The organism is Paraburkholderia aspalathi (assembly GCF_900116445.1).
Taxonomy (GTDB): domain Bacteria; phylum Pseudomonadota; class Gammaproteobacteria; order Burkholderiales; family Burkholderiaceae; genus Paraburkholderia; species Paraburkholderia aspalathi.
The window spans coordinates 154,792-181,107 of the sequence record NZ_FPBH01000014.1 but is presented as its reverse complement, the minus strand read 5'-3'; the positions used below and the strand labels follow the sequence as shown (position 1 = coordinate 181,107).

The window sequence follows — 26,316 nt, the reverse complement described above, 5'->3', positions numbered from 1 at the left end:
AAGCCCATGGATGCACCCCAGACCACGCCCTCCGCAGCCGAGTTTCTCACCTCGGTGGAAATTCTCTCGCCGTTTTCGCGCGACGAGATCGATCGTCTTGCCGAATATGCGCAGGCACGCTTCTATTCGTTCGGCGAAACGGTGTGCTCGGCGGGTGAGACGGCTGACGGTCTTTACGTGGTTCGCTCGGGCTCGGTCCGTATCTTCACCGAGGAGCACGGCAAGGAAACCAGCATGGGTGTGCGCAAAACCGGCGAGATTTTCGCCGACATTGCGATGTTGCGCGCGTACGTGCATGAGGCGTCGGTACGGGCGTCCGCGAAAACCGAACTGCTGTTCATTCCCCGCGCCGCGATCGAACCGGTGATCACCGGCAATCAGGCCGCGTTGGCATTTGTCGCGAGCTATGTGGCGATCAATTCGGCCGGCGGTTTCGTCGCGCAGTTGTTCGATCTGCGCGGCAAGCTCAACAAGGCGGAACTCGAAGAATATGTGCGCAGCGTCGGCGTGAAGCGGGTGGCCGAGGGCAAGGAAATTCTCAAGCAGGATGGGCGCGATGACCGGCGGCTCTATGTGGTGCGGCAAGGCGGCGTGCGCATCGTCCGTCATGAGGAAGGCCACGACTACACGCTTGCAACCTTGGGCGAAGGCGAAATCTTCGGTGAAAAGGCGTGTTTGATGCGGCAGGAGCAAATGGCGTCGGTGGTGGCAACGACCGATACGCGGTTGCTGGTGATACCGGAGCGCACCGTCCATTTCATTCTGGAGCGCAATCCGAAGCTGCGCGAAGTCCTGGACGAGCGGATTCGTTACGGCGACCGTGAATTGCAACGGCAAAAGCGCCTTGAGCAGCGGCGCAAATTGCCTTTGATGCTCGACCTGCAGACCAAGCCCGAATTCGGCGAAAAGGTCATCAAGCGCTTTGCGCTGGTCGAACAGGCCGAAGAAATGGACTGTGGCGCCGCGTGCCTCGCCATGGTATGCCGCCACTACAGCATCCCGATGACGCTCGGCAAACTGCGCGAACTCGCCAATGTCACGACACAAGGCGCGACGCTCGACAGTCTCGCGCGCGCCGGCGAGTCTCTCGGCTTCACCGCACGCGGCGTGCAATGCACGTTCGATTCATTGCGCGGTTTCGATCTGCCCTTCATCGTGCATTGGGAGGGCTACCACTATGTAGTGGTGTACGGGCTCTCGAAGGACTACGTGTGGGTCGCCGACCCGGCACTCGGCTTCCGGAAAATGACGGTTGAGGATTTCGAACGCGGCTGGAGTGGCACGTGTCTGCTCTTTACCGGTGGACCGAATCTCATGCAGATGTCGGCCGCGCGTTCGCCGTGGATACGCTTTGTCGGCTACCTCAGGCCGTACAAGAAGATTCTCGGTCACCTGTTTCTCGCCACGTTCGTGATTCAGGTACTCGGCGTGATTCCGCCGCTGATCATCCAGAACATTCTCGACGGCGTGATCGTGCATCAGAACGTCAGCCTGCTGCATCTGCTGATCGGCGGCCTGATTATCGCCAATGTGTTTTCGCAATTGATGTCGACGATTCGCGCGTATCTGGCGAATTTCATGGTGCGCAACATGGACTTCGCGATGATGTCGCAGTTCTTCAAGCACACCATGTCGCTGCCGTTCTCGTTTTTCGCCAAGCGGAAGACCGGCGACATCTTCGCGCGCTTCCAGGAGAACCAGACAATCCGGGCCTTCCTCACCGAATCCACGGTGACCACAGCATTGAATCTGCTGATGGTGTTCATCTACTTCACGATCATGTTCGTCTACAACGTGAAGATGACACTGGTACTGATCGCGTTCGTGATACCCATCATGGCGTTGACTGCGCTGGCCACGCCGAAGATCAAGAACTATGCGCGTGAGGTGTTCACGGCGTCGACCGAGTCGAAGTCATTTCTGATGGAAGCGCTCGCCGGTGTCGAGACCATCAAGGGTATGGGCATCGAACGGCCGGTGCGGTTGCGCTGGGAGAAGAAGTACGCGAAGGCGCTCGAAGTGCAATACCGGGCACACGCCTTCAACATTCTCATTGGGCTTGGCAGCCAGTTGCTGAACGCCGCGACAACGATCGCTATCCTCTGGGTCGGCGCGAATCTGGTGCTGGCGCGCGAAATGACCATCGGTCAGTTGATTGCGTTCAATGCGTTCATGGGCAGCGTGTTGGGTCCGCTGATGGGCCTGGTCGGCTTATGGAGCATGTTGAACGACGCGGGCGTGGCGATGGAGCGCCTCGGCGACGTGCTCGATATCGAGCCGGAACAGAAGCCACAGGATTTGCCTTCGCGCGTGATGCTGCCGGAGCTGCAAGGCGAAATCAGTTTTAGCGGCGTCTACTTCCGCTACGGCGAGGACGACTCGGCATATGTACTGGAAAATATCAGCTTCGACATCAAGCCCGGCGAACTGGTGGCGATTGTGGGCCGTAGCGGTTCCGGCAAGACAACCCTCGCCAAGCTGCTGGTCGGCTTTTATGCGCCAACCGAGGGCAAGATGACCATCGACGGCTACGACCTCGGTGTGGTCGATAAAGCCTACTACCGTGCGCAGATCGGCTATGTGATGCAGAGCAATCTGCTGTTTTCCGGCACGATTGCCGAGAACATTGCCAGCGGCGACGATGCGCCCGAACGGCGCCGTATCGAGGAAGTCGCGAAGATGGCCGACGCGCACGCATTCATCAGCAAGATGCCTCTCGGCTACGAGCAGGTTGTTGGCGAACGTGGCATTGGCCTATCCGGTGGGCAGATCCAGCGGCTCTGTATTGCGCGGGCGCTGTATCACGATCCTCGTCTGCTGGTTTTCGACGAGGCGACTTCAGCATTGGATTCGCAATCGGAAAGCAATATCCTCGGCAATATGCACGACATTCTGAAGGGCCGAACGGCGGTGATCATTGCACACCGGCTCAGCACCATCATGCGCGCGGACAAGATTCTTGTGCTGTATGAAGGGGCGATTGTCGAACAGGGCCGTCACGATGAACTGATCCAGCGCGGCGGCATGTATTACCAGCTGGTCCAGAAACAGTTGAGTGCGTGATGAAGATACTCGACCAAGTAGAGGAAATCAGCCCGGCGATTTCATACGCGGGCTTGATAGAACGCATCGAGATACTGCGCTCGACGCTGCGTTGGTCGTCCCGGCTCGAGCGCGCCGACATCGACAAGCTGCTCCGGCAGGCCACCTCGTTGCGCGACGAGGTCATGCAGCTCTCGCACAAGGAGCGTTTTGTGCAGGCCGCAACGGCCGCTGAGCCTGCTGTGTCCGCGGATCAATCTCGTGGCGCGCGCAGAAAGGCGTTGATCGAGCGCAGCTTCATTTTCGAAGGGACGTTCGGTGACAATCCGCGTTTGCTCGAATCGCTTGAAATCGCCGAGAAGGCGGCGCCGACAGATTTGCCGGTGTTGATCGACGGCGAAAGCGGCACCGGCAAGGAGCTGATGGCGAAGGTGATTCACGCGAATGGCTCGCGCTCGGACAAACCTTTTATCTCCGTGAATTGCGGCGCGATTCCGGACAATCTGCTGGAGTCGGAATTGTTCGGCCATCGCAAAGGCGCGTTCACGGGCGCTTCGAATGACCGCAAGGGCAAATTCGAAAGCGCGCATACCGGCACGATCTTTCTCGACGAAATCGGTGAATTGCCGCTGGCCGGCCAGGTGAAGCTGCTGCGCGTGCTGGAAGCACACGAGATTCAGCGCGTGGGCTCCGATGAAACGATTGCTGTCGATACGCGCATCGTCGCGGCGACTAATCGCAATCTGCGGCAACTCAGCGAAGAGGGTAAGTTCCGCGAGGACCTGTTCTACCGTCTCAGCGTGATTCATGTCACGTTGCCGCCGCTGCGCGAGCGACGCGATGAGATACCGCTGCTGATTGCCTGGTTCGGGGATGAAGCCGCCGGAACGCTAAAACGCAGGCCTGTCAGATTGACGCCGCGTCTGCGGGACTTTCTGCTGAACTATGCGTACCCGGGCAATATTCGTGAACTGCGCAACGTGATGTATCGCGTGTCGTGCCTGGCCGGCGATATGGCGGATGTCGATCATCTGCCCGTGGATATGCGGCCGGCCGCGCCTGGATCAGCCGCGGCAGCGTCGAATGTAGCCACTGCGACGGGACAGGAGCCAATCAGCGTGGCGAATCTGATGTCGCTGAGCGACGCGAAGCGCGCCGCGAGCGACGACGCGGAAAAAGCCTTCCTTGAGCGCGGCCTGCGCGAAGTGAGCGGCACCGTTGCGGAACTGGCGCGGCGCATCGATATGAACCGCTCACATCTGCAAATGCTCCTGAAGAAGCATGGCCTGCATTCGAAAGATTTTCGCAATCGCAATGCGCCGTCGACGGGCAGAAACGGCGCTGACGAGCACGACGAAGAAGACAGCGATAGTTGAGGCTTGCCGCGTTCGTACTGCAATCAACCCTTTTTGGCCTCCGCCAGCCACTGGTCGAGACCGATGCGCCCGATCCGCGCGTCGCCGAGCGGCACGAGCGATTGTTCCTCGACACGGCCGCCGTAGTACGGCGCATCGCGATCCGTCACCACCGGGCGTGCGTCGCCTACCGATTTCAGATAGCGGCTAACGATCTCCGCGAAGGGCGCGCGGTCTGGCCCGGCGATATCGACCGTGCCGTTCAGTGGGGCTGCGAGCGCGACCTGCGCGAGGCTCGCCGCGACATCGTCGGCGGCGATCGGCTGAAACAGGCCGTCGCTGATGCGCACCGCGCCGTCGACCGTGCCGTAATCCGCGATCCCGCCGATGAACTCCATGAACTGAGTCGCGCGCACGATCGTGTACGGCACGCCCGCCGCTTCGATCACCTCTTCCTGCGCGACCTTGGCAACGAAATACGCGTTCTCCGGTGTGCGATCACAGCCGACGATTGATAGCGCGACGTGATGGCGCACGCCTGCGGCCACTTCGGCTTTGCCGAGGTTACGTGCGGAGGTGCGGAAAAAATCGAGCACCGCCTGCGGCTCCCAGGACGGCGCGTTCGTCACATCCACGACGACGTCCGCGCCCACGAGCGCGTTGCTCAGGCCTTCACCCGTAACGGCGTTCACGCCGGTGCGCGGCGACGCGGCAAGCGCTTCATGCCCCGCGTTATTGAGCAGCGTGACGAGACGCGATCCGATCAGGCCGGAACCACCGATTACGACGATTTTCATGGCAGATTCTCCAGATGAGAGTAAATGGACGCGGGTGGCGGCGGGCGGGCGTTGTATTGCGTGAAAGTGTTCGCCGCAGTCGCATCGCGTGAGGCTATTGTGGAAGAATCATGCTCTATCGAAAAGTGACAAGAATTGTCGATTTGACTAGTCCATGTCAGTTGCCGCTCCCCTTGCCCGCGAGACCGTCATGACCGTAGCAACGCCCGCATTAAGCATTGAAATCGATCGGCAGCAACAGTTGCCGATCTATCTGCAGATTTGCGAACGCTTCAGGACCGCGATCGCCGCGGGGCATCTGCGTCCCGGCGATCGCGTGCCTGCGCTGCGCGGCCTCGCCACGCAGTTAAGCACGGCTCGTGGCACGGTCGAGCTCGCCTACACGATTCTCGTCGACGAGGGCTATCTGCAGATGCGCGGCGCGGCGGGCACGTTCGTATCGTCGTCGCTGCCGGCATCGGTGACGCGCTCGTCGCGTGCGCCAGGCGTTCAGGACGCGCGCGGCAAGCAGAGTAATGGAGGAGCGGGCACGCCGGAGACGCCGGGCGAGTCGCGCAGTGGTCAAGCGGCGCCACGTCAGCAGGCCCTCGCCGTCGCCATGAGCGGCGCGCCGCGGCCGTTGCAACCAGGGCTGCCCGCGCTCGACGCATTTCCGAACAAGCTATGGAACCGGCTCGTATCGCGCCGCGCGCGCAGCGGCGACCGCGCGATGCTCGCGTACCCGGATCCGTCCGGGTACCGGCCGTTGCGCGAACATATCGCCACGTACCTCGGGCTCTCGCGTGGTGTGACCTGCCTGCCGGAACAGGTCTTCGTGACCGGCGGCTACCGTGCGACGCTCGAACTCGTGTTGCGCAGTCTCGCCCGCCCGAACGATCGCATGTGGTTCGAGGATCCCGGCTATCTGCTCGCGCGAGGTTATCTGGCAGAGACCGGCGTGCAGCTCGTGCCTGTGCCCGTGGATAGTGAAGGAATCGACGTTGAACGCGGCACGGTGCTGGATGCAGAGGCGCGCTTCGCCGTGGTCACGCCCTCGCATCAGAGTCCGCTCGGGCAAACGCTATCGCTCGCACGACGCATGGCGCTGCTGGACTCGGCAGAGAAAGCGTCCCGCTGGATCATCGAGGACGACTACGACAGCGAGTTCCGTTATCTGGGCCGGCCATTGCCTGCTTTAAAGAGCCTCGACCGGCGCGATCGCGTGATCTATTCCGGCACGTTTAGCAAGGTGATGTTTCCCGGGTTGCGGCTCGCGTATGCGGTGATGCCGGAGCGGGCAGTCGAGCGTGTCGAACGGGTAGCGCACAGCATGAATGCCGGATCGCCGACGCTTTTGCAGGCGGCCGTGGCGGATTTCATTGGGCAGGGGCATTTTGCGCGGCATCTGAAGCGCATGCGTGCGTTGTACGGCGAGCGGCGCGTGCTGATTGTGAACGCGCTGGAGCAGGCGTTTGGCGACCGGCTGATTGTCGATTTGCCGCCAGGTGGAATTCAGTTCGCGGTGCGGTTCGCCGAAGGCCCCGATGGCCCGGTCGACGACGTCGCCGTCGCCGCGCGCGCCCGCGAGGCGGGGCTCGGGGTGCTGGCGCTTTCGATCTGGTACGCGAATGGCCGCGCGCGGCGCACGCCGCGCGGCCTGGTGATGGGCTTCGCGAACGTCGCCGATGCGCGTGAGGCAGGCCGTCTCGCGCGAACGTTGCGCGCGTGTCTGGACGGTTGACGCGCTTTATGCGCTCTGCTGGGCCGCACCCGCCGCCATGCTCGCGCTGCGGGTTGCCTGCGCGGCAAGCGAGGCGAACACCGCATCGCCGGTAAGTTGGGCACGTGCCGCATCGAGTGCCTCGGCTACGGCCGCTTCGCCCATCACAAGCCCCTGCAGGAGAAGAAATTGCACGCTGTGGATGCCGATCGTTCCGAGTGCATAGCGCAGATACGGCGTCAGAAAGTCCGGCTGCCGCGCGCGTTCGCCGCTATGGACACCGCCGGAACCGACGATCACGATGGTCGGCCGGTCGCGCATCAGCCCAACCTTGCCTTCCGGTGTCGAGGCAAACGTCCGATGAATGCGCAACGTGTAATCGATCCACAGCTTGAGCGCTGCCGGCACCGTGAAGTTGTGCATCGGCGTGTTGATAATGAGCGCATCCGTCGTTTCGATTTCATCGATCAGTTGTTCGGAGACATCGAACAGAGCCCTATCCGGCGTGCGCGATGTGACGGCGCGCGCATAGTCGCGGGCGACGGGCGGCAGTGGCGCAGCTGCCAGATCGCGTTCGATAACTTCGATGTCCGCTGCAGCGGGTGCGGTGTGCTCGTGCAGTACGCCGACGATCTCGTCGGCAAAACGGTAGCCGTGGCTTTCCTCGCCGTGTGGGCTGGCGTTGATCAGTAGAATTTTCATGACGTAACCGTCGCGGAATGGGCAAGAGGAGCGAGGGGTTCGACGAAGTGCATGCCGCGAGCGAGCAACCCATTGCGGAAATAGAAGCGCTGCGCAAGCGGCATGTGCAGGCCCGTATCGAGTACGAAGTGCACGCAGCCCGCTTCGCGCGCAATCTGCCGTACCGCGTCGAGCAGCTGCGCGCCGATGCCGCCACGCTGCAACCTGTCATCTACAACCAGATCGTCGACATAGACGAAGCGGCCATACAGCAGATTGGTCAGCGTGCGATAACCGGCGAGGCCGACGACGCTGCCCGCGTCTGACGCAGCGAGCAGGCGATAGCCTTCAGCATGCTGTTTTGCCACCTGCGCGGCGAACGAGTGCGCGTCCGTCAGATGCGGGCGCAACTGACGCATAACGTCGAATGCGGGCAGTAGCGATTCGGGCGTGTCGAGGTGAACGAAGCGAAGCGGGGCAGGCATGGGCGTCTCCATAGGGAACGACGCTCACGATACCTGGCGCACGGCCTGGTCGATAGAGCCAAGAATCAGCGATTGGACCAGGCCATCCGGTGGACACACCGGCAATCAAAGCTGTGTTTTCAAGGTGCCGGGTTCAGCAAGGTTTTGTCGGACGCATACGGATCTTCAGCATGCACGACAACGGCGGTGACATTATCGCGTCCGCCGCGCGCAATGGCCAGGTCGACCAGTTCATCAGACGCGCGCTCGCACGTCACCGTGGTCAGCACGCCCAGTATTTCTTCGTCGCTGATTTCGTTGCTCAAGCCGTCGCTACAAAGCAGAAAGACGTCACCGTCCGCGACTTCGATCGCATCATCGTCGAGTTCGAGCACGTCCGTTGCGCCCACCGCGCGCGTGATCATGTGCTGCGCGGGATGATGCCGCGCCTCTTCGTCGGTAATCACGCCGAGCGACTTGAGTTCTTCCACCTGACTATGATCGCGCGTGAGTTGCCGCAATTGTCCTTCGCGATACAGATAGAGACGACTGTCGCCGGCCCATAGGTAGCCGCAGAAGCGGTCGCACGCGAGCAGCACGATGACGGTGCTGCCGATCCGCTGCACCTGGCGGCGCGCGGCCTCGTCCCGCAGTTGGCGGTTGGCCTTTTGCAGCCGTGCTCGCGCATCGGCGATACAGGTTTTCATGGCGAGCGGCGGCGCGAGGTGGCTCAGCGCATCGATCACCAGCCGGCTCGCCAGATCGCCGACCGCGTGCCCGCCCATGCCATCGGCGACCGCCCAGCGTCCGGGTTCGGACTGGGCGAGGCAGGCATCTTCGTTGATTTCACGGACGCGTCCCGCGTCGGACCGCGCGGACGACGTCCATCGAAATTGGCTCGGACAGGTCACAAGAGCTACACCATATCGTTTCTACTGCGCGCGTCGGGGGAGACGTTGATGTTCGAATTCGCACCGGTGTTGCGTACGTCAACCGACTGGAACGTGTTGATCATCTGGTTAGCATAGAAGTTGTTCGAGATGTCGTACAGGTTCACTACCGGACCGATGCTCGGCGTTTCCCGCACATAGGGCTGAATCCAGCCGTACACCCACGGCGCACCGCCGCCGCCGCGGATCGCGGCCATTGCTTTACGGTCGAGCGCCAGGTTCAGCGAGAGGTCGTTTACTGTGATGGAAGCCATATCGTTCTCCGGTTGGCCGCGTGCGTCGGGCGCGCGGTTGAAAAGGAATTGAACGTGATGGTGCAAGTGCCATGCCAATTTGCGGCTCGAGCGGGCGCTTTCTCGTAACGCGTTGATTGGTGGGCGATCCCGCGCGTCTGACTGGCAGCGCTTGTTCGTGCGGCGCCGCAGAGGTCGGGATGCAGCCAACATCCGGGCGCTCACACCGGTGCAGGACCCAACACATTGGCCGGACTCCCGGCCCTTGGCGAACCTGCTCGCTAAGGCTCAAACAACACGCCAAATGATCGACGTCTGCCAACAGATCGGCTCGATTTGTGTCGGCTCCCGGCGCACACATACGGCACTCAAAATGCCTCCCAATTCCTGCCAGCCCTTTAAATAAAGGCTTTTCGCCACATGGCCCGGATGATGCAAAAGATCTCGCAACAGTGTTGGATATTGAAGCGAGACCAGCCATGAACACGAACCACCTCCCGACGAGCAGCGAAGATCAAGACGAACGCTGCAATGAAACGTCGACCATCGACCTGCCGATCGGCGCGCATCTCGTTACGCAACGGCGCGGCTACGAACACCACGGCATTTATGTCGGCAATGGCCGGGTGGTTCATTACGCCGGTTTTGCGAGCTCGGCACATCGCGGTCCGGTGGAAGAAGTGGAATTAACCAACTTCGCCGCCGGTCATCCCTTGACGATCCGCCCAACCCCGAGCGCCCGCTACGTCGGAGATGAAGCCGTGCGCCGTGCGCGCTCCCGCCTTGGCGAAAACCATTACCGCCTGCTGACGAATAACTGCGAGCACTTCTGTGCGTGGTGCCTGCTTGGCGAAAGCCGCAGCGAACAGGTGCATTGCTGCCTGACGCATCCCCGTGCCGGCGTTCTCACGCTGGTGTGTCTGGTGAAGGCGTTTGTCGAACGCACCGCGAAGAATGGTCAGGTTGCCGCCCAACTCGCGTGAGCGGGCAGTAACGAGTTATCAGCAATTCAGGGATTCAAGGATCGAGGAGAGCATCATGGTTGCCGCAGAAAAGACCTTGCACTGGGCCGTCGATAAATGGCTTGCACCGACCCCCTCGATGCCCGCACGTGTCGTCCAGTTTTGCCACCGCGCGTCGCAGCATCAGCGTTACGTTTGTGTGGAAGCTCTGCGGCCGAGCGGGTTGTTGTCGATCTTCTTCTTCCGTCATGACGACGGCTCGTGGAACGTGTTCCCGCCGCAAGCCGAGCGGCCCGCCATGAACGGCCATCGACGCGCGGCGGTTTGCTAGCTTTGTGTGTGCGCGGCCGCTTCCTTGACGATCCACTGACTGAACAGCAGCATCGCCGACGTCATCGGCTTGCCCTTCAACCACGTCAGCCAGTAGCTGCCGGCGTGAACTTCCACTTCGAACGGCCGCACCAGCCGGCCCGTGTTGATCTCGTGATCGAACATCAGCGCCGGCGCCAGCGCGATACCCGCACCCTGCATGGCCGCTTCCACCATCAGTCGCGATGAATCGAACACCGGGCCGCGAATCGGCCGCGGCGAGATGCCGGCGGCCGTGAACCAGCTCATCCAGTCGTCGACGCGATAGGAACGCAGCAACGTTTCGTTGGCGAGATCCGTTGGCTCGGACAGACGCTCGGCGATCTCGGGCGCACACAGAATGGCGAGCGGTGCGTCGAGCAGCCGGGTGGCGAGCGAGCCTGGCCAGGTGCCGTCGCCGAAGCGAATTGCGAAGTCGAGGCCCTCGGTGGCGAGATCGACCAGATTGTTGTTCGTCAGCAGCCGCAGCTCGACAAACGGATGCGCGTCGCGAAACGACTTGAGCCGCGACATCAGCCAGCCCACCGCGAAAGTGCCTACCACCCCGACCGTCAACACTTCGTGAAAGTGGCCGCCGTCGAACTGTTTGAGTACGGCTTCGATGCGATCGAATGCGTCCGTGAGGACAGGACGTAGCGCGAGGCCTTCGTCGGTCATGGCCAGTCCACGGGGCAGCCGTTTGAAGAGCGCGGTGCCCAGCCGCTCCTCCAGCGTTCTGACCTGCTGGCTCACGGCCGCCTGGGTGACGTTCAATTCGAGCGCGGCGCGCGTGAAGCTCAGATGTCGCGCGGACGATTCGAAGGCGCGCAGCGCATTCAACGGGAGATACGGTCTCATGGCAGAGGCATAAGATTTTCTAGGGGATCGACTAACTTATCATCGTTTGCCAGCGGGCGCCGAAAAACCGATAGTTGCGGCTTCATATAAGGAGCGGCGATGATCACAAGACGGAAATTCGCGGGCGCGATGCTCGGCGTTTCGATAGCTGGGGTTGCGGTTGGCAGTGGTGGCGCGTTCGGAAAAGCGGTGAAGGCGGGCACAGCAAAGCCGGGCGGTAGCGTGGCCAAGGCGGACGCCATTCGTCAACGGCTCGCGCAGATCGAAGCGGAAAGCGGTGGGCGGCTGGGCGTTTCGATCGTCGACACGACCTCCGGATTGCACGCCGGTTTGCGGACGGACGAGCGGTTTCCGATGTGCAGCACGTTCAAACTGCTGGCGGCGGGTTTCGTCTTGACGCGCGTGGATCGCGGACAAGAAGACCTGGAACGGCGCATCGTGTTTTCCAAAAGCGATCTTGTGCCGTACTCGCCCGCTACCAGCCAGCACACTCGCGAGCGCACTGGCGACGCGGGGATGAGCGTCGCCGATTTGTGCAAGGCGGCCATTACGCTCAGCGACAACACGGCGGCGAATCTGTTGCTGGCGAGCTTTGGCGGCCCCGCAGCTTTGACCGCGTTCGCGCGCAGTATTGGCGATGGCATCACGCGGCTGGACCGCAATGAGCCGACGCTGAACGAAGCGACGCCCGGCGATCCGCGCGATACCACCACGCCCAACGCCATGCTCGGCAATCTGCGTGAGCTGCTGCTGGGCGAGCGTTTGTCTTCGCCGTCGCGTGCGCAACTGCTGGCCTGGCTTGCCGCCAACCAGACCGGTGGCGAACGGATTCGCGCGAAGCTGCCGAAGGATTGGGGCGTCGGCGATAAAACCGGCACCGGCGATCACGGCACGGCAAACGACGTCGCGATTCTGTGGCCGCCGGGACGCGGGCCGATTCTCGTGACGGTCTACCTCACCGAGACGAGCGGTGATGCGGCGCGCAGCAATGCGGCGATTGCCAACGTCGGGGCGTTGATCGTGGCGTCGGTTTGATGGAGTGAGCACGTTCAGCGCATGAACCGGTTCGTGGTGCAAACGCGCTGACCACGGGAGAAAGGCGGACCGTTCGTGGGAAAAAACGGCCCGCGTCCTTCGCTGACGGTTGAAAGACGAATCGTGCGACACTAGGGCCACACCGAAGGGGGCGACGAATTTGGCAACTGAACCGACAACTGGGGATCGGCCTCGACTTACGCGGTGAGAAGTTGATTGTGCAAGTGATTGCGTGACACCTCCCGCCGACGTTCGTCCAGGTAAGCCGTCGGCTTGTCCAACCGCGCAGTATTGGTCTTGGTTCGGAGTCTCCTATGCCTCTCTATGTCGTTGCATTGCTAATCGGTGTAGTGGCCGGACTCCGCGCGATGACCGCTCCCGCGGCCATCAGTTGGGCGGCGCATCTGGGGTGGTTGCCGCTGCAGGACACGCCGCTGGCATTTCTCGGCTTTGCTGCCACACCGTATATCTTCACTGTGCTGGCGATCGTCGAACTGATTACCGACCAATTGCCCAAGACACCTAGCCGTACCGTGCCGATGCAATTCGGCGCGCGTATCGTCCTGGGTGGGTTGAGTGGCGCGGCGATCGGGGCCGCACATGGCGGCTTGGTGGGTGGTTTGATTGCCGGGGTGGTGGGTGCGGTGATCGGCACCTTGGGTGGCGCGAGAGTGAGAGCTGCGTTGGCGCGCACATTCGGCCGTGACTTGCCGGCCGCGTTGATCGAAGACGCGGTGGCGATCGTTGGCGCTGTGGTGATCGTGATGGCGTTGCGTTGACTTAAGTGAGTTTTTGTCCGCATCAGTGTGCGGAAGTCATTGGTGCCGTTTGACAAAATACCCATCGACGCGCATAATCAGCTCTGCCTAAGGGCTACGATAAATACCTGACTAGCAGCAGACGGTTGGCTATCCGTGGACTTAGGCATTTTCATTTCTAGGCCGCGTCGCGGTCTTTTTTCATTTTCGGCTTAGGTATTGGACTCGGCGGTCGCAGTTTCTTCCACCTGGCCTGCCGGGTCGATGGTGACTTTAACCATCGGCTCGCGCTTCCAAATCAGAAGTCCATTTGCCTCCCAGCGCTTGACGATCTCGGGATCATCTTTCGCATAGGCGCTCACCATCCAATGCATGTTCGGCTTGTTCGCTGAGTCTGGCACGTCGACACGGATCGTGACAAGCAGCGGATTGCTATCGTCGGGCATTTCGATCGTAACCACCACGATGCTATCGCGCTCAGTGGCCGACTCATACACAGCGACGGGTTTAAGGATCAGTTCTCGTAGCGAGGCAACCGTTTCGGGAGGCAGGCCATGCTTCTCCATGATTTTGACAAGAAGGCGGACTGACGTAACAACGGCGCGATCAGGGATGTCGATCACTGTCAGCGCCTCCTTCGTGAAACGGCCGATGAGCACTTGGTGACGGTAGTCGCTCTCCGCGAGGCGACCTGTTTGGTGCCTTCGCAGCAACTCTGTTGTCAACTCTACTGACAGATCGAATCGTACAAATCTGCTCATTAATGCCCTTGTATTTTTGCCTGACAGGCATCGGAGAAGATCGGAATTTTATCCGCCCCGTCAAAGCAAAAGGCATCTCTTTATAGTATGTTCGGACACGACCGCACCCTGCCTTCCGAAAAAACGTAGGGTTCCTAGCTGATGCTCGCCGTCCGAGAGTCAACGGGAATCCGAGGCGCGGGCCGTGCCTCAACAACAGCCGGAATCAACTTCCCTCGCACCAGCAACCTGAGCGTCTTCACTACCAGAATTCCAATCACCACATTCGCCGCGATGAACAAAACCGGCGCGATCCATTCGAGCGGACCCGTTGCGCCTCGTTCGACTATGCGAATCGCCATCGTCGGCAATGCGGCTACACCGAAGCTGAACGCCCAGTATCCCGGCACGAATGCTTGCTGACGAATCCACGGCAGCAGACGCAACAGCATCAACGCCTGGTAGAGCCCATAACCGAGCAGCATCAGCGCGATCAGATCAGGCGTACCACTGCTCAAGCTCAGATACGTCACACCGCCCACCACCGGCGGCGCGAGTTGAATGCCGAGGACCGGACGCAATGCTTCGGGCAGTGGTTCGTGCACGGCGGCGCGGTGCAGAATCATCGATTCGATCGCGAGCCAGGACAGTACGCCGGCGCCGAAGAACAGCCCGCCCAGCTGATGAAAACCAAAGGTAGCCGCTGCAGTCCCCGCGACAAAACTCGACGCGACGGTTGGCAGATAAATGGCCGCCGTGATCAGTTCAGGCTTGCGGCCACCTTGCCACAGCCGTCCATGCAGGTACACGCCGAGCACCAATTGCGCGACCACGGCGACGCCGAACAGTGCAAGCGCAACCGAATGCGCGTAAGTCTGCAAGATCTGCGCGGCAAGCAAACTCGAAACCGGCCCGAGCGCTGCAAAAGACGATTGCACCGGATGCTGCATTTCCGCGCGAGCTTCGGCTGCGTGCGTCAACCACTTATGCCCGTAAGCAAGCAGAACGACAACCCAAGCCGCAAGCGCTGCGACGCTCAACACGTCTCCAGCGCTTGTTGGCAGATGCCACACCCTGATCGCCACGCGCCACAAGTTGGCGAACGCCAGCGCGCCCACCGCGATCCCGAAGAAAGAAACTGGAATCGTGCCACGATTGCTGTTCATCTCTGATCCTCCGAAACGTTGCGACGCGCTCCAATGCTCCGGCGTTGCGCGTTCGATAACGCACTGTAGAGGGCGGCGGCAAAACGCTGAATGCCGGAACGGCTCAACAAATGGCGCGATCGTCTCAACGTGCATTCACAGTGCGTGCTTTGCCCCAGTGGCGCCAAGTTCCGACGGCTTTCACCGCCCAGCCGCTGATTTCCGGCTGTTTCGGCCCCGAAGAACCACCGCCTGGTATGACAGCCCCGCGTCATGGCGTAAAATTTCCACTTCGATATGAAGTAACGTCATTTACGCCAACTCATGCCAACGCCTGCGGACAAATCAAACTCAAAGGAAAGCGAGGGCGTTGCCGTCATCGATCGTGCTTGCGCGATTCTGTTCGCCTTCAGGCCGGACGACGTCGCGCTCACGCTCGCCGAGCTCGCGGCTCGCACGGGCCTCTACAAGAGCACGCTGCTGCGGCTGGCGGGTTCGCTGATTCAGCACCGCCTGCTGCTGCGACTAGACGACGGCCGCTATCAACTCGGCTCCGCCACCTTCATGCTCGGCGCGTTGTATCAGCGCAGCCTGAACGTCGGCGACATTGTGGTGCCGCTGATGCGTGAACTCGCTGAAACGAGCGGCGAAAGCGTCTCCTTTTATGTGCGCGACGAGGCGGTGCGTGTGTGTCTGCATCGTGTGGACTCGACGCATGCGGTGCGATTTCACGTGCGCGAAGGTGACGTGCTGCCGCTGGAAAGCGGCTCGGGCGGTCTTGCATTGCTGGCGTTCGGCGGCAAGCCGGGCGAGCCGTACGAGAAGATCCGCGAGGATTTCTACTGTGTGTCGATCGGCGAGCGTGACCGCGAGACGGCGGGGGTGTCGATGCCGGTGTTCGGTGTGCGGCAAAGTTTGCGTGGCGTGCTGACGCTTGCTGGCCCGAGTTCTCGCATCGATCAGGCGTTCCTCGAGAGCAATCTCGGCGCGCTGTTCGATTGCGCCGCACGCGCAACGGATGCATTAGGCGGCGACTCGCGCGCAATGCGCAACGCGCAGCGGCGCGCGGCCGAAGTTCAGGACAGGTGACGCTCGGGCTTGCCCGTGTACGTGTAGCTCATCTGGCGCGGCATCGGGCCTTTGTTGCGCTCGTTGCGTCCGCGTTGCTCCCATGCATGCGACAGAATGCCGACCGCGCGTGACAGGCAGAACACCCCGCGTGCCAGCTCCGGCGCAAAGCCGAGTTCCGCGTAGATCACGGCGGTAGCGCCGTCGATATTCATCGGTACGGGCTTGTTCTTGCGTTGCTTGAGCAAGGCTTCAATGCCGCGCGCGATAGCGGCGTATCGTCCGCTGATGCTTTGCTGTTCGACGCTTTCGTCCACGAGCGAAAGAAGCCGGATGGCGCGCGGATCGACCGGATGAAAGCGGTGCCCGAAGCCGGGCAAATACTTGCCGTGTTCGGCGGTGAAAGCATCGACACCTTGCTCGACCGCATCTTCCAACGTGGCACCTGCTTGTATGCGTTCGGCGATGGAATCGTACAGTTCGACCGCCTGCTGACCGGCACCGCCATGCACATCGTCCAGTGCATTGATCGCCGAGGCCATCGCGCCGTTCAACGGCAAACCGCAACTGGTCGCCATCCGCGAGATTGCAATCGACGGTGCATGCGGACCATGATCGACCGATGCCACCAACGCCGCTTCGAACAAGCGCGCTTGCGCGGCATCGGGCAGTTCGCCGCGCAGCATCAGCCAGATCATCTGCGGAAAGCTGACGTTGCCGATCAACTCCTGAATCGGGAAACCGCGCACCTTGATCGAACCGGGATGGATATCGATGATCGAGGTGCTCCAGTACTCGGCGGCGAGCTTGGCGGCGTCGAATGCTTGCGTCATGTTCAGATCACTCCTTCGGAGCGTAGATGGTCGATTTGCGCGTCGTCGTAACCGAGCGAGGCGAGATGTTCGCGCGTGTGAGCGGATAGAACCGGCGCGGGTGCGGTCGGTGCCGTGTCGGCATCGGAGAGGCGAAAGCCCGCACGGGTGACGCGTTGCCGCTCAGTGGCGCCGTCGCCGGCAAATTCGCGGATGAACTCGCGCGATTCCAGATGCGGGTGCGCGAGAATCTCCGGCACCGACATCACGCGCCCGGCCGGCACACCTGCTTCGAAGAATTTGGCTTCCCAGTTCGTCGCGCTGTCGCTTGCCAGTGCCGCTTCGATTTCGGCTTTCAATGCTGCGCGATTCACTTTGCGCGCGTTGCGCTCGGAGAAGCGCGCGTCATCGAGCAGATCCGCACGGCCGATCAGATGGCAGAGGCTCGCGAACTGCTTGTTCTCGTTCGCGGCGATGTTGAGGGGGCCGTCGCCGGTTTTGAAGGTGCCCGAAGGCGCGGCGGTGAAGTTCTCGTTGCCCATCGGCTCGGGCGTGACGCCGGCATTCAGATAGTTCGACACGACCCAGCCCATCGTCGCCAGCGTGGCTTCCAGCATCGAGACGTCGAGCATGCGGCCGTGTCCGCTCGCGCGGGCGTCGACCAATGCGGCGCAGATGCCGAACGCCGCCGTGAGACCGCCTACGGTATCCGATACCGGATAGCCGACGCGCAATGGTGCGCTGTCGGCATCGCCGGTCACGCTCATCACGCCCGAGATGCCCTGAATGATCTGATCGTAGGCCGGGCGTTTCGAAAACTCGCCGTCCATGCCGAAGCCGGAGATCGCGCAATACACGAGCTTGGGATTCACTTCACGCAGGGCGTCGAAATCGAGGCCGAGCCGCGTCATCACACCGGGCCGGAAGTTTTCGACCAGCACGTCCGCGGTTTTGACGAGCTCGCGCAAAATGGCCTTGCCGCGCGGGTCTTTCAGATTGAGCGTGATGGACTGCTTGCCCGCATTCACCGCGACGAACGAGGCGCCCATGTTGCGCATGGATGCGCCCTTGTCGGCGCCCAAACGCCGCGCAAGATCTCCGCCCTCGGGGTGTTCGACCTTGATCACGTCGGCGCCGAGCAGCGCGAGTTGATATGCGCAAAAGGGTCCCGCCAACACATTCGATAAATCCAGTACCCGTACTCCAGCCAACGGCAGCGTCATCTTTGAAGCCTCTTGTTCAATGCGTTCAATGCGAAATTTCGTCGAGATTGCGATTGTTGGTACGCGGCCCGAAGATGCCGATCGCGCCCATCACCATCACCATCGACACAGTGATCAACGCGAACACGCCCGGCACCTGGAAGTGGCGCAGCGCGAAGGCGATCATGAAGCCGGAAAACATCGCGGATAAACGCGACATCGAATAAACGAAACCGACCGCGCGGGCCCGCAAGCGCGTGGGGAACAGTTCGGTCTGATACGCGTGATAGCCGACCGAGAGCAGTGTGCCGCTAAGGGTGATCAGCACACCGAGCGTCATCAGCATGGCGGGCGAGGTTTGCGTCGCGAACAGACTGCCGAACACGGCGATACCGAGTGCCGACAACACGATCAAGGTCTTACGTTCGATGCGGTCCGCGATCGCCATGCCGATCAGCGGTCCGAACGGATTCGAAGCTGCAATCACGAACGAGTACATCAGGCTGTGCGTGATCGTTATGCCTTTCGAAACCAGCAGGGTCGGCACCCATGACGCGAAACCGTAGAAGCCGATCGCCTGGAACAGGTTGAACACGAGCATCGTGATCGCGCGTTTGCGATACGGCGGCTGCCAGATTTCACGGAAGGCCGCCTTCGTGGTGGCGGGCTCGACTGTCGGGACAGGGGCGGGCAATGGCTTGCCGTATTGCTTCGCGACTTTCGCTTCAATCGCCTGCAGGACCTGTTCCGCTTCGGCGGCGCGGCCTTGCTGCGCGAGCCAACGCGGGCTTTCCGGCACGCGCCGGCGAATCGCCCACACCACGACCGCGCCGAGCGCGCCGATGATCACGACCCAGCGCCAGCCGTCGACGCCGTACGGCGTTTGCGGCACGAGCCACCATGCAAGCAGGGCGACCGACGGCACGGCGGTGTACTGCACCAGATGAACGAAAGCGAACGCGCGGCCACGCAGATGTTTCGGCACGAGTTCGCTGACGTACGTGTCGATCGTCACCAGTTCGACGCCCACGCCGATGCCCGCGATCAGGCGCCACAGGTTGATAGCCGGCGCGCTGGTTTGCAGCGCCATGATCAGTGTGGCGGCGGAATACCACAGGAGCGATACGGTAAACACGGTTCGGCGGCCATAGCGGTCCGCCATGCCCGCGAAAAAGAACGTGCCGATGAAGAGTCCCGCGAACGACGCCGCTACAAAAGCGCCCAGCCCGGCCACGCCGAAGAACGACGCGGTGGTCGTCGCGTAGAGCCCGCTTTTGACGAGGCCCGGGCCGACATAGGCCGTAAAAAACAGATCGTAGAACTCGAACCAGCCGCCGATCGACAGCAGGAATACCAGCATCCATACCGTGCGCGTCGCGGGAAGTCGGTCGATGCGCGCGTTGATGCCGGTCGTAAGTCCCTGCGCACCGGCGCTTGAATCGGGCGACGCGCCGGGTGCTTCGATCGGCAGGCTTGCCATGGAATCCTCCTTGGAGTCTCTTGCTGTGTCGTTCTGTTCAACAGAACGACGTTCTATTTAATGGGTGTGCCGAGATTAGTCCGTGTGGCGTCTGCCAGGGATTCGGGGTTTTACCTAGCCGTCAAACTCCCATTCGCTGCAACATCGCGAGAAGGGCGTCGAATGAAAGCGGCTTGCGCGCGTATGCGATGCTGGGATTCGGTTGCACGGGGATATCCGCGGCCGCGCTGCACAGGATGATCGGAATCGCGCGCAGATTGGGGTCGTTGTAAAGCGCGGCGCACAGTTGCAGCCCCGACATGACCGGCATCATGCAGTCCGACACGATGATGTCGGGCCGGGTCTTGTTGATCTGTTCAAGCGCGGCCGCCCCGTTGGAGGCCGTCAATACGGCATAGCCATGCCGCTCCAGCAACAGTCGCCAGACCGTGAGGATGTCGAACTCGTCGTCCACGACCAGAATGGTTTTCATGGGTGGCTACGTTTCTCGTCGCGGCGTCAGCGTGGCCGACAGGCCTTGCGCTGAAACCACGTTGGCGGGGCTGAGCGGGCTTTCGATTACGTCGAGGCCCTGAGACGAAATGAGGAGCTCGCGCAGCGACGTGTCGTGCGCGCTTTCGCGTTGCTTGACCACCGAAATCATGCGTCGCAAACCCGTGTCCGTTTCGGCGTAGCGCAGCAGCACAAGGTTTTCGGTCAAGGCGGAGACCCGCACGCTCTTCGCGTGTCCGGGGTCGGCGTAAAGCGGCAACTCCTCAGTCAGTATCGTGGTGACGCAGGCTTCCCTCAGTTGATGAAGCAAGGCATTCAGGAACAGGCCGAAGCGTTCGGTTCGCAAGGCGGAATCGCGAAAGCCTTCCACGCCGTCGATCACGATCCGCTTCGCACCGCTCTGCTTGACCGTGGCAAGCGCAACCGCCGCGAGTTCGTCGATCGCGAGTTCAATGGCGGGTTGCCATTGAATCATGAGGCGGCCGTCGTCGTACGCGTCGGCGAGATCGATCGAGACGGCCTCGGCTTTGCCGACCAGCCGCTGCGGCCCTTCGTAAAATCCCAGGTACGCGCAGCGTTCGCCGCGCGCCACGCCGGCCGCGAGAAACTGCAGGCAGAGCAGGGTCTTGCCGACACCTGACGGCCCGATCAGCGTGGTCGTGGAACCTTGAGCAAAACCGCCGCCGAGCAGATTGTCGAGATGCGGGAGACCGAAGCCGAGCCGTGTTTTCAGATCGACCGGGCCTGGTTGCGCGGCGCATTGCGATTCCAGGCGCGGGAACATCAGAAGCCCGCTTTCGGCGATGCGAAAGAAATGCTTGCCCATCAGATGGTTGCGCGCCCGCATCTTGTGCACTTCGATTTCGCGTCCACGGCGCATGCCGTCGTTATAGCGGTTCAGCTCGATCAGACCGTCAACCAGCGTGTGCTCGGGGTGCGGTTCGTTGCCGGAGAGCGGCGCGAGCAACAGCGTGGTGCAATCCATTGCCGCGGCCAGCGCGTTCAGTTCGTGGATGAACTTCGATAGCGACAATTCGGTTTCGCTGAATTCGCGTGCGCTGCGAAAGCCGTCGATGATCATGAGGCTCGGCCGATGGTCGTAAATGCTCGACGCAATCAGCTTGAGGAAGCCATCGAGACCGTCCTGCATCAGCTCGTGATAGCCGGACACGAACAGCATTTGCTGCGCGACGGCGGTTTCGTCGAAGAAGCTCAGGCCTTTGAGGTGCGCCAGCAACTTGTCGTGCGACTCGGCGATCAGGGTCACGTAGAGCACCTTTTCGCCCTTGCTGACACGATGAAAGCCGATCTGGCTCGACAGAATCGTTTTGCCTGCACCGGCCATGCCTTCCAGCAGATAGACGCCGCCGCTGACCAGACCTCCGCCCAGGATCTCGTCGAAACCGGGGACACCTGTTTCGATGTTGGAGCGGGAAGGTGTCTGAGATTCGTGGATAGTCATTGTCGATATGTCGTTCAAAGTACGGAGGAGCGACAGCTTGCAAATGAAATCAAGCGGAGGTGCGTCGCTCAACCTAACCGCGCCAGCAATTCGCGTTCCTGGTCGTGGGCGCCGCTAAGCGTGTCGGCATTCGGTGAGGGGAAACCTGGCTGCGCCCGCCTCCCGCTTGGTGAGCAGCAAGGGAGAGGCCAGCGCGCAGCGTGCGCAAGGGGCGCGAGAGAGGGGGCTTACAGGGCGGGGCAGCGGGAGTGTGGCGGTGTTTTTTTCAAATCGATGCAACGAAGGGGGCACGGCAATGGAGGAGATGAGATATCCCTCGCGCATGCAAAGTGCCCGTCATGCGCGAGGATGAGGTGTTTTCCGCTGGGTCGGTAATGGCGCGGCAATGCGCCAGTTGCGCCTTAGCTACACGCGAAACTGCTCGCGGCATTAATATCGCCGCCTTGATAACGGGCGACTTTCGGATACGCACAGAGCGGCCGCGTGCGTCCCGCACCCCAATCGGCCGGCACGTCCGTGTTCGGCACGACATTGCTCGCATCGCGCGCGGTGGCGACCACGCTGTCCGGCGCCTTACCCTGTTCGACCCAGGCGATCATCGGCGTGAGCATGTCGAACTGGTCGGTGCTCGGACCGCCGGAGCAGTGGTTCATGCCGGCGATCGTGTAGAGACGGGCGAAGTTCGAGGCGTCGCCGCCATTGGCTGCCGTGAGCCGCTGGTACCAGTCGGTCGTATCGTTCGACGAAAACACCGGGTCGCTCGTGCCGTGATAAACCATGAGCTTTGCACCGCGTTGCTTCAACGCACTGAGGTTGGTCTCGTCGGGCGGCGTCATGAACGACCAGGCGGACTCGCTATACACGCCACTCGTGGCGAAGATCTTCGGCGCGTCGGTATCCATGCTGAAGTTCAGCGCGTAGGCCGACAACTGGCTCAACACCGATGCGCTCTGTGGCGGCGTGGTGAACGTGAATGCCGCTGCGGCGGGATCAAGGGTGATCGAGTTCGCCTGCTTCCATGCCGACCAGCCCGGGCCGAGCCCGGCGTCGTATGGAAAGCTCGAATACAAGGCCGTGCCGGCGCTGTTGCGTGCGCCTGAGAAGACGTTGCCGATCGCGTCCTTCTGCGCGCTCGTCAGACAGGTTCCGTCGCGCACGTTGTTCGTGCAGATGGGTACGTCTGTCGCCAGGCTGAAATTTGCCTGGCATGCCTTGATATCCTGAATGAGGCCGTCGCTGGCGCCGTCGAGTGAATCGCATTTGGCCAGTATCTTCGAGGCCACCATCTGACGTTCCGCTGCGGTAAAGCCGGTCGTGATGTCGGGCAGGCCGTTCGTGGTTGCGGCGGTCGCCACCTTGGCCAATTGCTGCGCGCTCCACATTTCGCCGATTGCCGCCTTCGGCAAGTGGAAGCCCGGGTCGCCGGCAATGATCCCGTCGTATTGCGCCGAAGAACGTGCCGCCGCGACCAATGCATGACGGCCACCGTTGGAGCAACCGTCGAAATAACTGCGGTCCGGCCCTTTGCCGTAGGCGAGTTTGATCACCTGCTTGGCCATCGGCGTGAGCGTGGCGACTGCGTTGTAGCCGTAGTCGAGGCGTGCTTGCGGGTCGAGGCCGAACAGCGGGTTTTGCGACGCGCTGTGGCCTGCGTCCGAACTGATTACAGCGAAGCCCATGTTGAGCGCGTCGTTGGTCGGGCCGCCGCCGCCGATTTCACCGGTGGCGGTCGCCACATTCCCATCAAGTCCGCCATTGGCCTGATAGAAGAAGCGCCCGTTCCATGCCAGCGGCAGACGCATCTCGAAGCCGATGGCGTACGTCTTGCCATCGACGCCGCTCACGCGCTGATTCATGCTGCCCTGGATCAGGCAGTGCTCGGCGATCGGTTTGCCGGCCACCTTGAGCGTGCCGGCCGCGACGTCTGACACCGAGGTGAAGACGGTGTTGGCGAACGTGAGTTTCGCGGCGAGCGCGGCGCAATTGCCGGCGAGTGTGCCGGGAGTCGCCGCATTCAGTTGTGGCAGGGCATTCGTGCTCGTGGTGGCCGGGTCGCTGACATCATTGCCGCCACACGCGGCGAGAGTCAGTGCCGCCGCTGCAGCCAGTGCGATGGATGTGTGCTTCATGCGGTATCCCCTAGAACGAGTGACGAATGCCGAGCATTACGCCGGTCTGGCCGGTGCCCGCCGTGGGTGTCGTGCCGCCGCCTCCGGCGCTGACCGAGTAGCGGGCCTTCGCGCTGTTGGCGAGATACGAGCCCTGCGCGTAGACGGCGGTGCGTTTCGACAGCAGATAGGTGGTGCGCAGCGTGCCCATCGTGGCGCGCGTGTCGTGCTCGCTATTGGTGATGTGATAGACCTCGCCGTCAACGATGAAGGCCGGCGTTACGAAGTACGAGGCGCCCACGAAGAACAGATTCGAGCGCACCGCTGCAATCGTGACGGCTGATGGTTCGACCCGGCGATTGAGCCAGCCCGCGCCGATCTTTGCCTTGCCGATATTGGCGTAGGCGCTGACGTGGGTGCGAATGTCTTTGTCGGTGGCATTGGTGAGCGGAATGGGCGCAACGCCGTCGAAGAAGTTCGCCGCAGCAGTGCTCCCGCCGCGTTGCTCTTCATACGACGCCGCAACGCCGAACAGCGGCGCGTCGTACTTCAACATCACCGACCACTCGCGGCATTCCGTTGCATGCCCGGCGACAGAGCCGCTGCAGGTGCCCTGGCCCGGCGAGTTGCCGGTGCCCGCCGCGTCGCGGCCGAATGAATAGTTCGCGCCGAGCGTCACGCCCGCATAAGTGCCGAGGTAGCTCACCGAATTGTCGGCGCGGGCGTTCGGCACGTAGGCGTCGAGCGAGCCCAGCCCGTAGATGTCCGGACCAATCAGGTCCGCGCCCATCAGCGCGAGATACGTCATCGTGTACTGTCGCCCGAACGAAACGGTGCCGTACGGACTCTTGATGCCGACGAATGCCTGACGTCCGAACAATCGGCCGCCCTGACCGAGATCGCCGGCGCGCACGTTGAAACCGCTTTCCAGCGTGAATACCGCGCTATAGCCGCCGCCCAGATCTTCATTACCGCGCAGGCCCCAACGCGAAGGCAGTTCGCCGGTGACCGACGGCATGCGAAAGACGCTTTTGCCCGCGGCGTTTGCGTGCGATACGTATTCGATGCCGGTGTCGATGATGCCGTAGAGCGTTACGCTCGATTGAGCCGCCGCGGCACCGCTGACGGCGCACAATGCGCTGCAAAGAAGAATGCGTGTGGATGCTTGCATGCTGGGTGTCTCCAAACCGTTGATCGAATGTGGTTGTTGTTGGTGGGTTTTCTTGAATCTTCTTGAGTCTTCTTGCCTGGTCCGGTCAGTTGTCAGCACGCGGACGGCGTAGCAACAACAGCGCAGCCGCGGCGGCGATCAGCGTGACGGGAATGCTCGCGCCGATCACCGTCGACGAACTGCGCCCCATCGCCAGCAATTGACCTGCTGCCAGCGGTCCGACCACCGAGCCGATACGGCCCACCGCCACCGCCGCGCCGACGCCGGTGCCGCGCATGGCAGTCGGATAGAACGCGGCCGAGAGTGCGTACAGCACCGATTGCCCACCGATCACGAACATCCCCGCGAAGAAAGCGGAGGTGGCGAGCGCGCCGAAACCGGGCGCCATCGAGAGCGCCGCGAGCGACGCGATGATCCCGACATACATGCCCGCCACGACGAGACCCGAACGCATCCGGTCCATCAACATGCCGATGCACAACGCGCCGATGCCGCCGCCGATGTTGAAGAAAATCTGCACATAGCCCACTTGTGCGCGTGACAGACCGCTTGCGGCCATCAATGAAGGCAGCCAGTTGAGCAGGAAGTAGAGGACGATCAGCGTGCAGAAATAGCTGACCCAGATCTGCACGGTCGAGAGGCCGCGTGTACCGCCGAACAGGATTTCGCCCACCGGCGCGGGCTTCGCCTGACCGTCTCGGGAGGCTTGAGTGAATGCCTTCGAATCCGCGAGAAACACGAGTAACAGCGGCACCAGCACGAGCGGCCCTGCGCCGCCGACATAGAAGATGTGCCGCCACTCGGTGTCGCCCGCGCTCAACACGCCGATCACCGAAGCGATCACGCCGCCGAACGGAATGCCGCAATACATCACGCTCACGGCGGTGCTGCGCGAGCGCGGCTCGACCGCTTCCGACGACAACGCGATCAGGTTAGGCAATGCACCGCCAAGACCAATGCCCGTCAGCACCCGCACGATCACCAGCGTGTGAAAGTCGCTTACTAGCGCGGTTGCGATCGACAACAAGCCGAACAGGCATGCGGAAATCACCAGCACGCGCTTGCGGCCGATCCGATCGGCAAGCCGTCCGCCGAACATCGCACCCGGCAGCAAGCCGAAGGTCCCGGCGCTGAACGCGAGACCCATTTGCCCGACCGAGAGACCGAACTCGCGCGCCATCCGTGGCGCGGCGATGCCGACTGACTGCAGATCGAGCCCTTCGAGCAACGCGACGGCAAAACACAATCCGAGTGTGACAAAGGCGCTTGTCCGGCTGGACGTCGCCGGTCCTGCAAGGCTTTCTGTCGAGGGTAGTATTCCGGCTCTTTTCACGTTAGTGATCCTTATTAAAATGCGTGGTTTTCCGGCGTCGATGAAGAGCGGCAGGTGCGGAGCCGCCGTCTGGTGTGCCGGCTTGGCGCAGAGACGGTTGCGTTTGCTCAATGTCGGGGCG

The 26,316-nt window shown here is 61.9% G+C and carries 24 protein-coding genes; 8 read left to right on the top strand and 16 right to left on the bottom strand.

Features of this window, described 5'->3' with window-relative positions; translation table 11 throughout:
- Positions 1 to 6 precede the first annotated feature (6 nt).
- Positions 7 to 3,063 carry a peptidase domain-containing ABC transporter gene (locus tag BM438_RS21990; RefSeq protein ID WP_093637683.1) on the top strand — a complete coding sequence of 1,019 codons (3,057 nt, stop codon included), beginning with the start codon at positions 7 to 9 and terminating at the stop codon, positions 3,061 to 3,063.
- Positions 3,060 to 4,418 carry a sigma-54 interaction domain-containing protein gene (locus BM438_RS21985; protein ID WP_093637679.1) on the top strand — a complete coding sequence of 453 codons (1,359 nt, stop codon included), beginning with the start codon at positions 3,060 to 3,062 and terminating at the stop codon, positions 4,416 to 4,418. Before BM438_RS21990 ends, BM438_RS21985 begins: the two co-directional genes overlap by 4 nt.
- A 23-nt stretch (positions 4,419 to 4,441) precedes the next feature.
- Here the strand turns inward: BM438_RS21985 and BM438_RS21980 are convergent, their stop codons facing one another.
- Positions 4,442 to 5,194, bottom strand: a complete 753-nt coding sequence (locus tag BM438_RS21980; RefSeq protein ID WP_093637676.1) for an SDR family oxidoreductase — start codon at positions 5,192 to 5,194, stop codon at positions 4,442 to 4,444.
- A gap of 190 nt (positions 5,195 to 5,384) precedes the next feature.
- Between BM438_RS21980 and pdxR the strand changes: the two genes are divergently transcribed.
- A complete protein-coding gene (gene pdxR, locus BM438_RS21975) occupies positions 5,385 to 6,914 on the top strand; it encodes a MocR-like pyridoxine biosynthesis transcription factor PdxR (RefSeq protein WP_093637673.1) in 1,530 nt (509 codons plus the stop codon).
- A gap of 6 nt (positions 6,915 to 6,920) precedes the next feature.
- On the opposite strand, the gene BM438_RS21970 is transcribed toward pdxR, so the two are convergent.
- The 4 genes from BM438_RS21970 to BM438_RS21955 form a co-directional block, all read right to left on the bottom strand.
- Positions 6,921 to 7,595: an FMN-dependent NADH-azoreductase gene (locus BM438_RS21970; protein WP_093637669.1), complete on the bottom strand. Its 675-nt coding sequence runs from the start codon at positions 7,593 to 7,595 to the stop codon at positions 6,921 to 6,923.
- Positions 7,592 to 8,059: a GNAT family N-acetyltransferase gene (locus BM438_RS21965; protein ID WP_093637664.1), complete on the bottom strand. Its 468-nt coding sequence runs from the start codon at positions 8,057 to 8,059 to the stop codon at positions 7,592 to 7,594. The genes BM438_RS21970 and BM438_RS21965 overlap by 4 nt, the downstream gene beginning before the upstream one ends.
- A gap of 119 nt (positions 8,060 to 8,178) precedes the next feature.
- A complete protein-coding gene (locus BM438_RS21960) occupies positions 8,179 to 8,949 on the bottom strand; it encodes a PP2C family protein-serine/threonine phosphatase (protein ID WP_093637660.1) in 771 nt (256 codons plus the stop codon).
- Between the two features lie 5 nt (positions 8,950 to 8,954).
- Positions 8,955 to 9,242, bottom strand: a complete 288-nt coding sequence (locus BM438_RS21955; RefSeq protein WP_093637794.1) for a hypothetical protein — start codon at positions 9,240 to 9,242, stop codon at positions 8,955 to 8,957.
- Between the two features lie 458 nt (positions 9,243 to 9,700).
- On the opposite strand from BM438_RS21955, the gene BM438_RS21950 reads away from it, so the two are divergent.
- Complete coding sequence (locus BM438_RS21950) at positions 9,701 to 10,204, top strand: lecithin retinol acyltransferase family protein (protein WP_093637657.1); 504 nt, start codon at positions 9,701 to 9,703, stop codon at positions 10,202 to 10,204.
- 55 nt (positions 10,205 to 10,259) lie between these two features.
- Entirely contained in the window at positions 10,260 to 10,514 is a 255-nt protein-coding gene (locus BM438_RS21945; protein ID WP_093637652.1) for a hypothetical protein, read from the top strand.
- Here BM438_RS21945 and BM438_RS21940 read toward each other — a convergent pair.
- On the bottom strand, positions 10,511 to 11,389 hold the full coding sequence (locus tag BM438_RS21940; protein WP_093637648.1) for a LysR family transcriptional regulator: 879 nt from the start codon (positions 11,387 to 11,389) through the stop codon (positions 10,511 to 10,513). The genes BM438_RS21945 and BM438_RS21940 overlap by 4 nt on opposite strands.
- Positions 11,390 to 11,488: 99 nt before the next feature.
- Here BM438_RS21940 and bla point away from each other — a divergent pair, with 99 nt between their 5' ends.
- Entirely contained in the window at positions 11,489 to 12,424 is a 936-nt protein-coding gene (gene bla / locus BM438_RS21935) for a class A beta-lactamase (protein ID WP_093637645.1), read from the top strand.
- Between the two features lie 314 nt (positions 12,425 to 12,738).
- A complete protein-coding gene (locus tag BM438_RS21930; protein ID WP_054035548.1) occupies positions 12,739 to 13,203 on the top strand; it encodes a hypothetical protein in 465 nt (154 codons plus the stop codon).
- A 191-nt stretch (positions 13,204 to 13,394) separates the two neighbouring features.
- Here BM438_RS21930 and BM438_RS21925 read toward each other — a convergent pair whose 3' ends face one another.
- Positions 13,395 to 13,943, bottom strand: a complete 549-nt coding sequence (locus BM438_RS21925; protein WP_143131735.1) for a MuF-C-terminal domain-containing protein — start codon at positions 13,941 to 13,943, stop codon at positions 13,395 to 13,397.
- Positions 13,944 to 14,077: 134 nt separating this feature from the next.
- Positions 14,078 to 15,088, bottom strand: a complete 1,011-nt coding sequence (gene tehA / locus BM438_RS21920) for a dicarboxylate transporter/tellurite-resistance protein TehA (protein WP_093637636.1) — start codon at positions 15,086 to 15,088, stop codon at positions 14,078 to 14,080.
- Between the two features lie 303 nt (positions 15,089 to 15,391).
- Here tehA and BM438_RS21915 point away from each other — a divergent pair, with 303 nt between their 5' ends.
- Positions 15,392 to 16,156: an IclR family transcriptional regulator gene (locus BM438_RS21915; RefSeq protein WP_093637631.1), complete on the top strand. Its 765-nt coding sequence runs from the start codon at positions 15,392 to 15,394 to the stop codon at positions 16,154 to 16,156.
- Here the strand turns inward: BM438_RS21915 and BM438_RS21910 are convergent.
- The 8 genes from BM438_RS21910 to mhpT form a co-directional block, all read right to left on the bottom strand.
- A complete protein-coding gene (locus BM438_RS21910; protein ID WP_093637628.1) occupies positions 16,144 to 16,968 on the bottom strand; it encodes a citryl-CoA lyase in 825 nt (274 codons plus the stop codon). The two genes, BM438_RS21915 and BM438_RS21910, sit on opposite strands and share 13 nt — an antisense overlap.
- A 2-nt stretch (positions 16,969 to 16,970) precedes the next feature.
- Positions 16,971 to 18,170 (bottom strand): CaiB/BaiF CoA transferase family protein, encoded by a 1,200-nt coding sequence (locus tag BM438_RS21905; protein WP_093637625.1) that lies wholly within the window; start codon positions 18,168 to 18,170, stop codon positions 16,971 to 16,973.
- A gap of 25 nt (positions 18,171 to 18,195) precedes the next feature.
- Positions 18,196 to 19,629, bottom strand: a complete 1,434-nt coding sequence (locus tag BM438_RS21900) for an MFS transporter (protein WP_093637622.1) — start codon at positions 19,627 to 19,629, stop codon at positions 18,196 to 18,198.
- 121 nt (positions 19,630 to 19,750) lie between these two features.
- Positions 19,751 to 20,101, bottom strand: coding sequence for a response regulator (locus BM438_RS21895; RefSeq protein WP_093637618.1), 351 nt, complete (start codon positions 20,099 to 20,101; stop codon positions 19,751 to 19,753).
- 6 nt (positions 20,102 to 20,107) lie between these two features.
- The gene (locus tag BM438_RS21890; RefSeq protein WP_093637615.1) at positions 20,108 to 21,583 is read right to left on the bottom strand and encodes an ATPase domain-containing protein; all 1,476 of its coding nucleotides are present in this window, start codon (positions 21,581 to 21,583) and stop codon (positions 20,108 to 20,110) included.
- Positions 21,584 to 21,984: 401 nt separating this feature from the next.
- Positions 21,985 to 23,712 carry a tannase/feruloyl esterase family alpha/beta hydrolase gene (locus BM438_RS21885; RefSeq protein WP_093637611.1) on the bottom strand — a complete coding sequence of 576 codons (1,728 nt, stop codon included), beginning with the start codon at positions 23,710 to 23,712 and terminating at the stop codon, positions 21,985 to 21,987.
- 10 nt (positions 23,713 to 23,722) lie between these two features.
- The gene (locus tag BM438_RS21880) at positions 23,723 to 24,862 is read right to left on the bottom strand and encodes a porin (protein WP_093637608.1); all 1,140 of its coding nucleotides are present in this window, start codon (positions 24,860 to 24,862) and stop codon (positions 23,723 to 23,725) included.
- An 85-nt stretch (positions 24,863 to 24,947) separates the two neighbouring features.
- Positions 24,948 to 26,180 carry a 3-(3-hydroxy-phenyl)propionate transporter MhpT gene (mhpT, locus tag BM438_RS21875; RefSeq protein ID WP_425270744.1) on the bottom strand — a complete coding sequence of 411 codons (1,233 nt, stop codon included), beginning with the start codon at positions 26,178 to 26,180 and terminating at the stop codon, positions 24,948 to 24,950.
- Between the last annotated feature and the right edge of the window lie 136 nt (positions 26,181 to 26,316).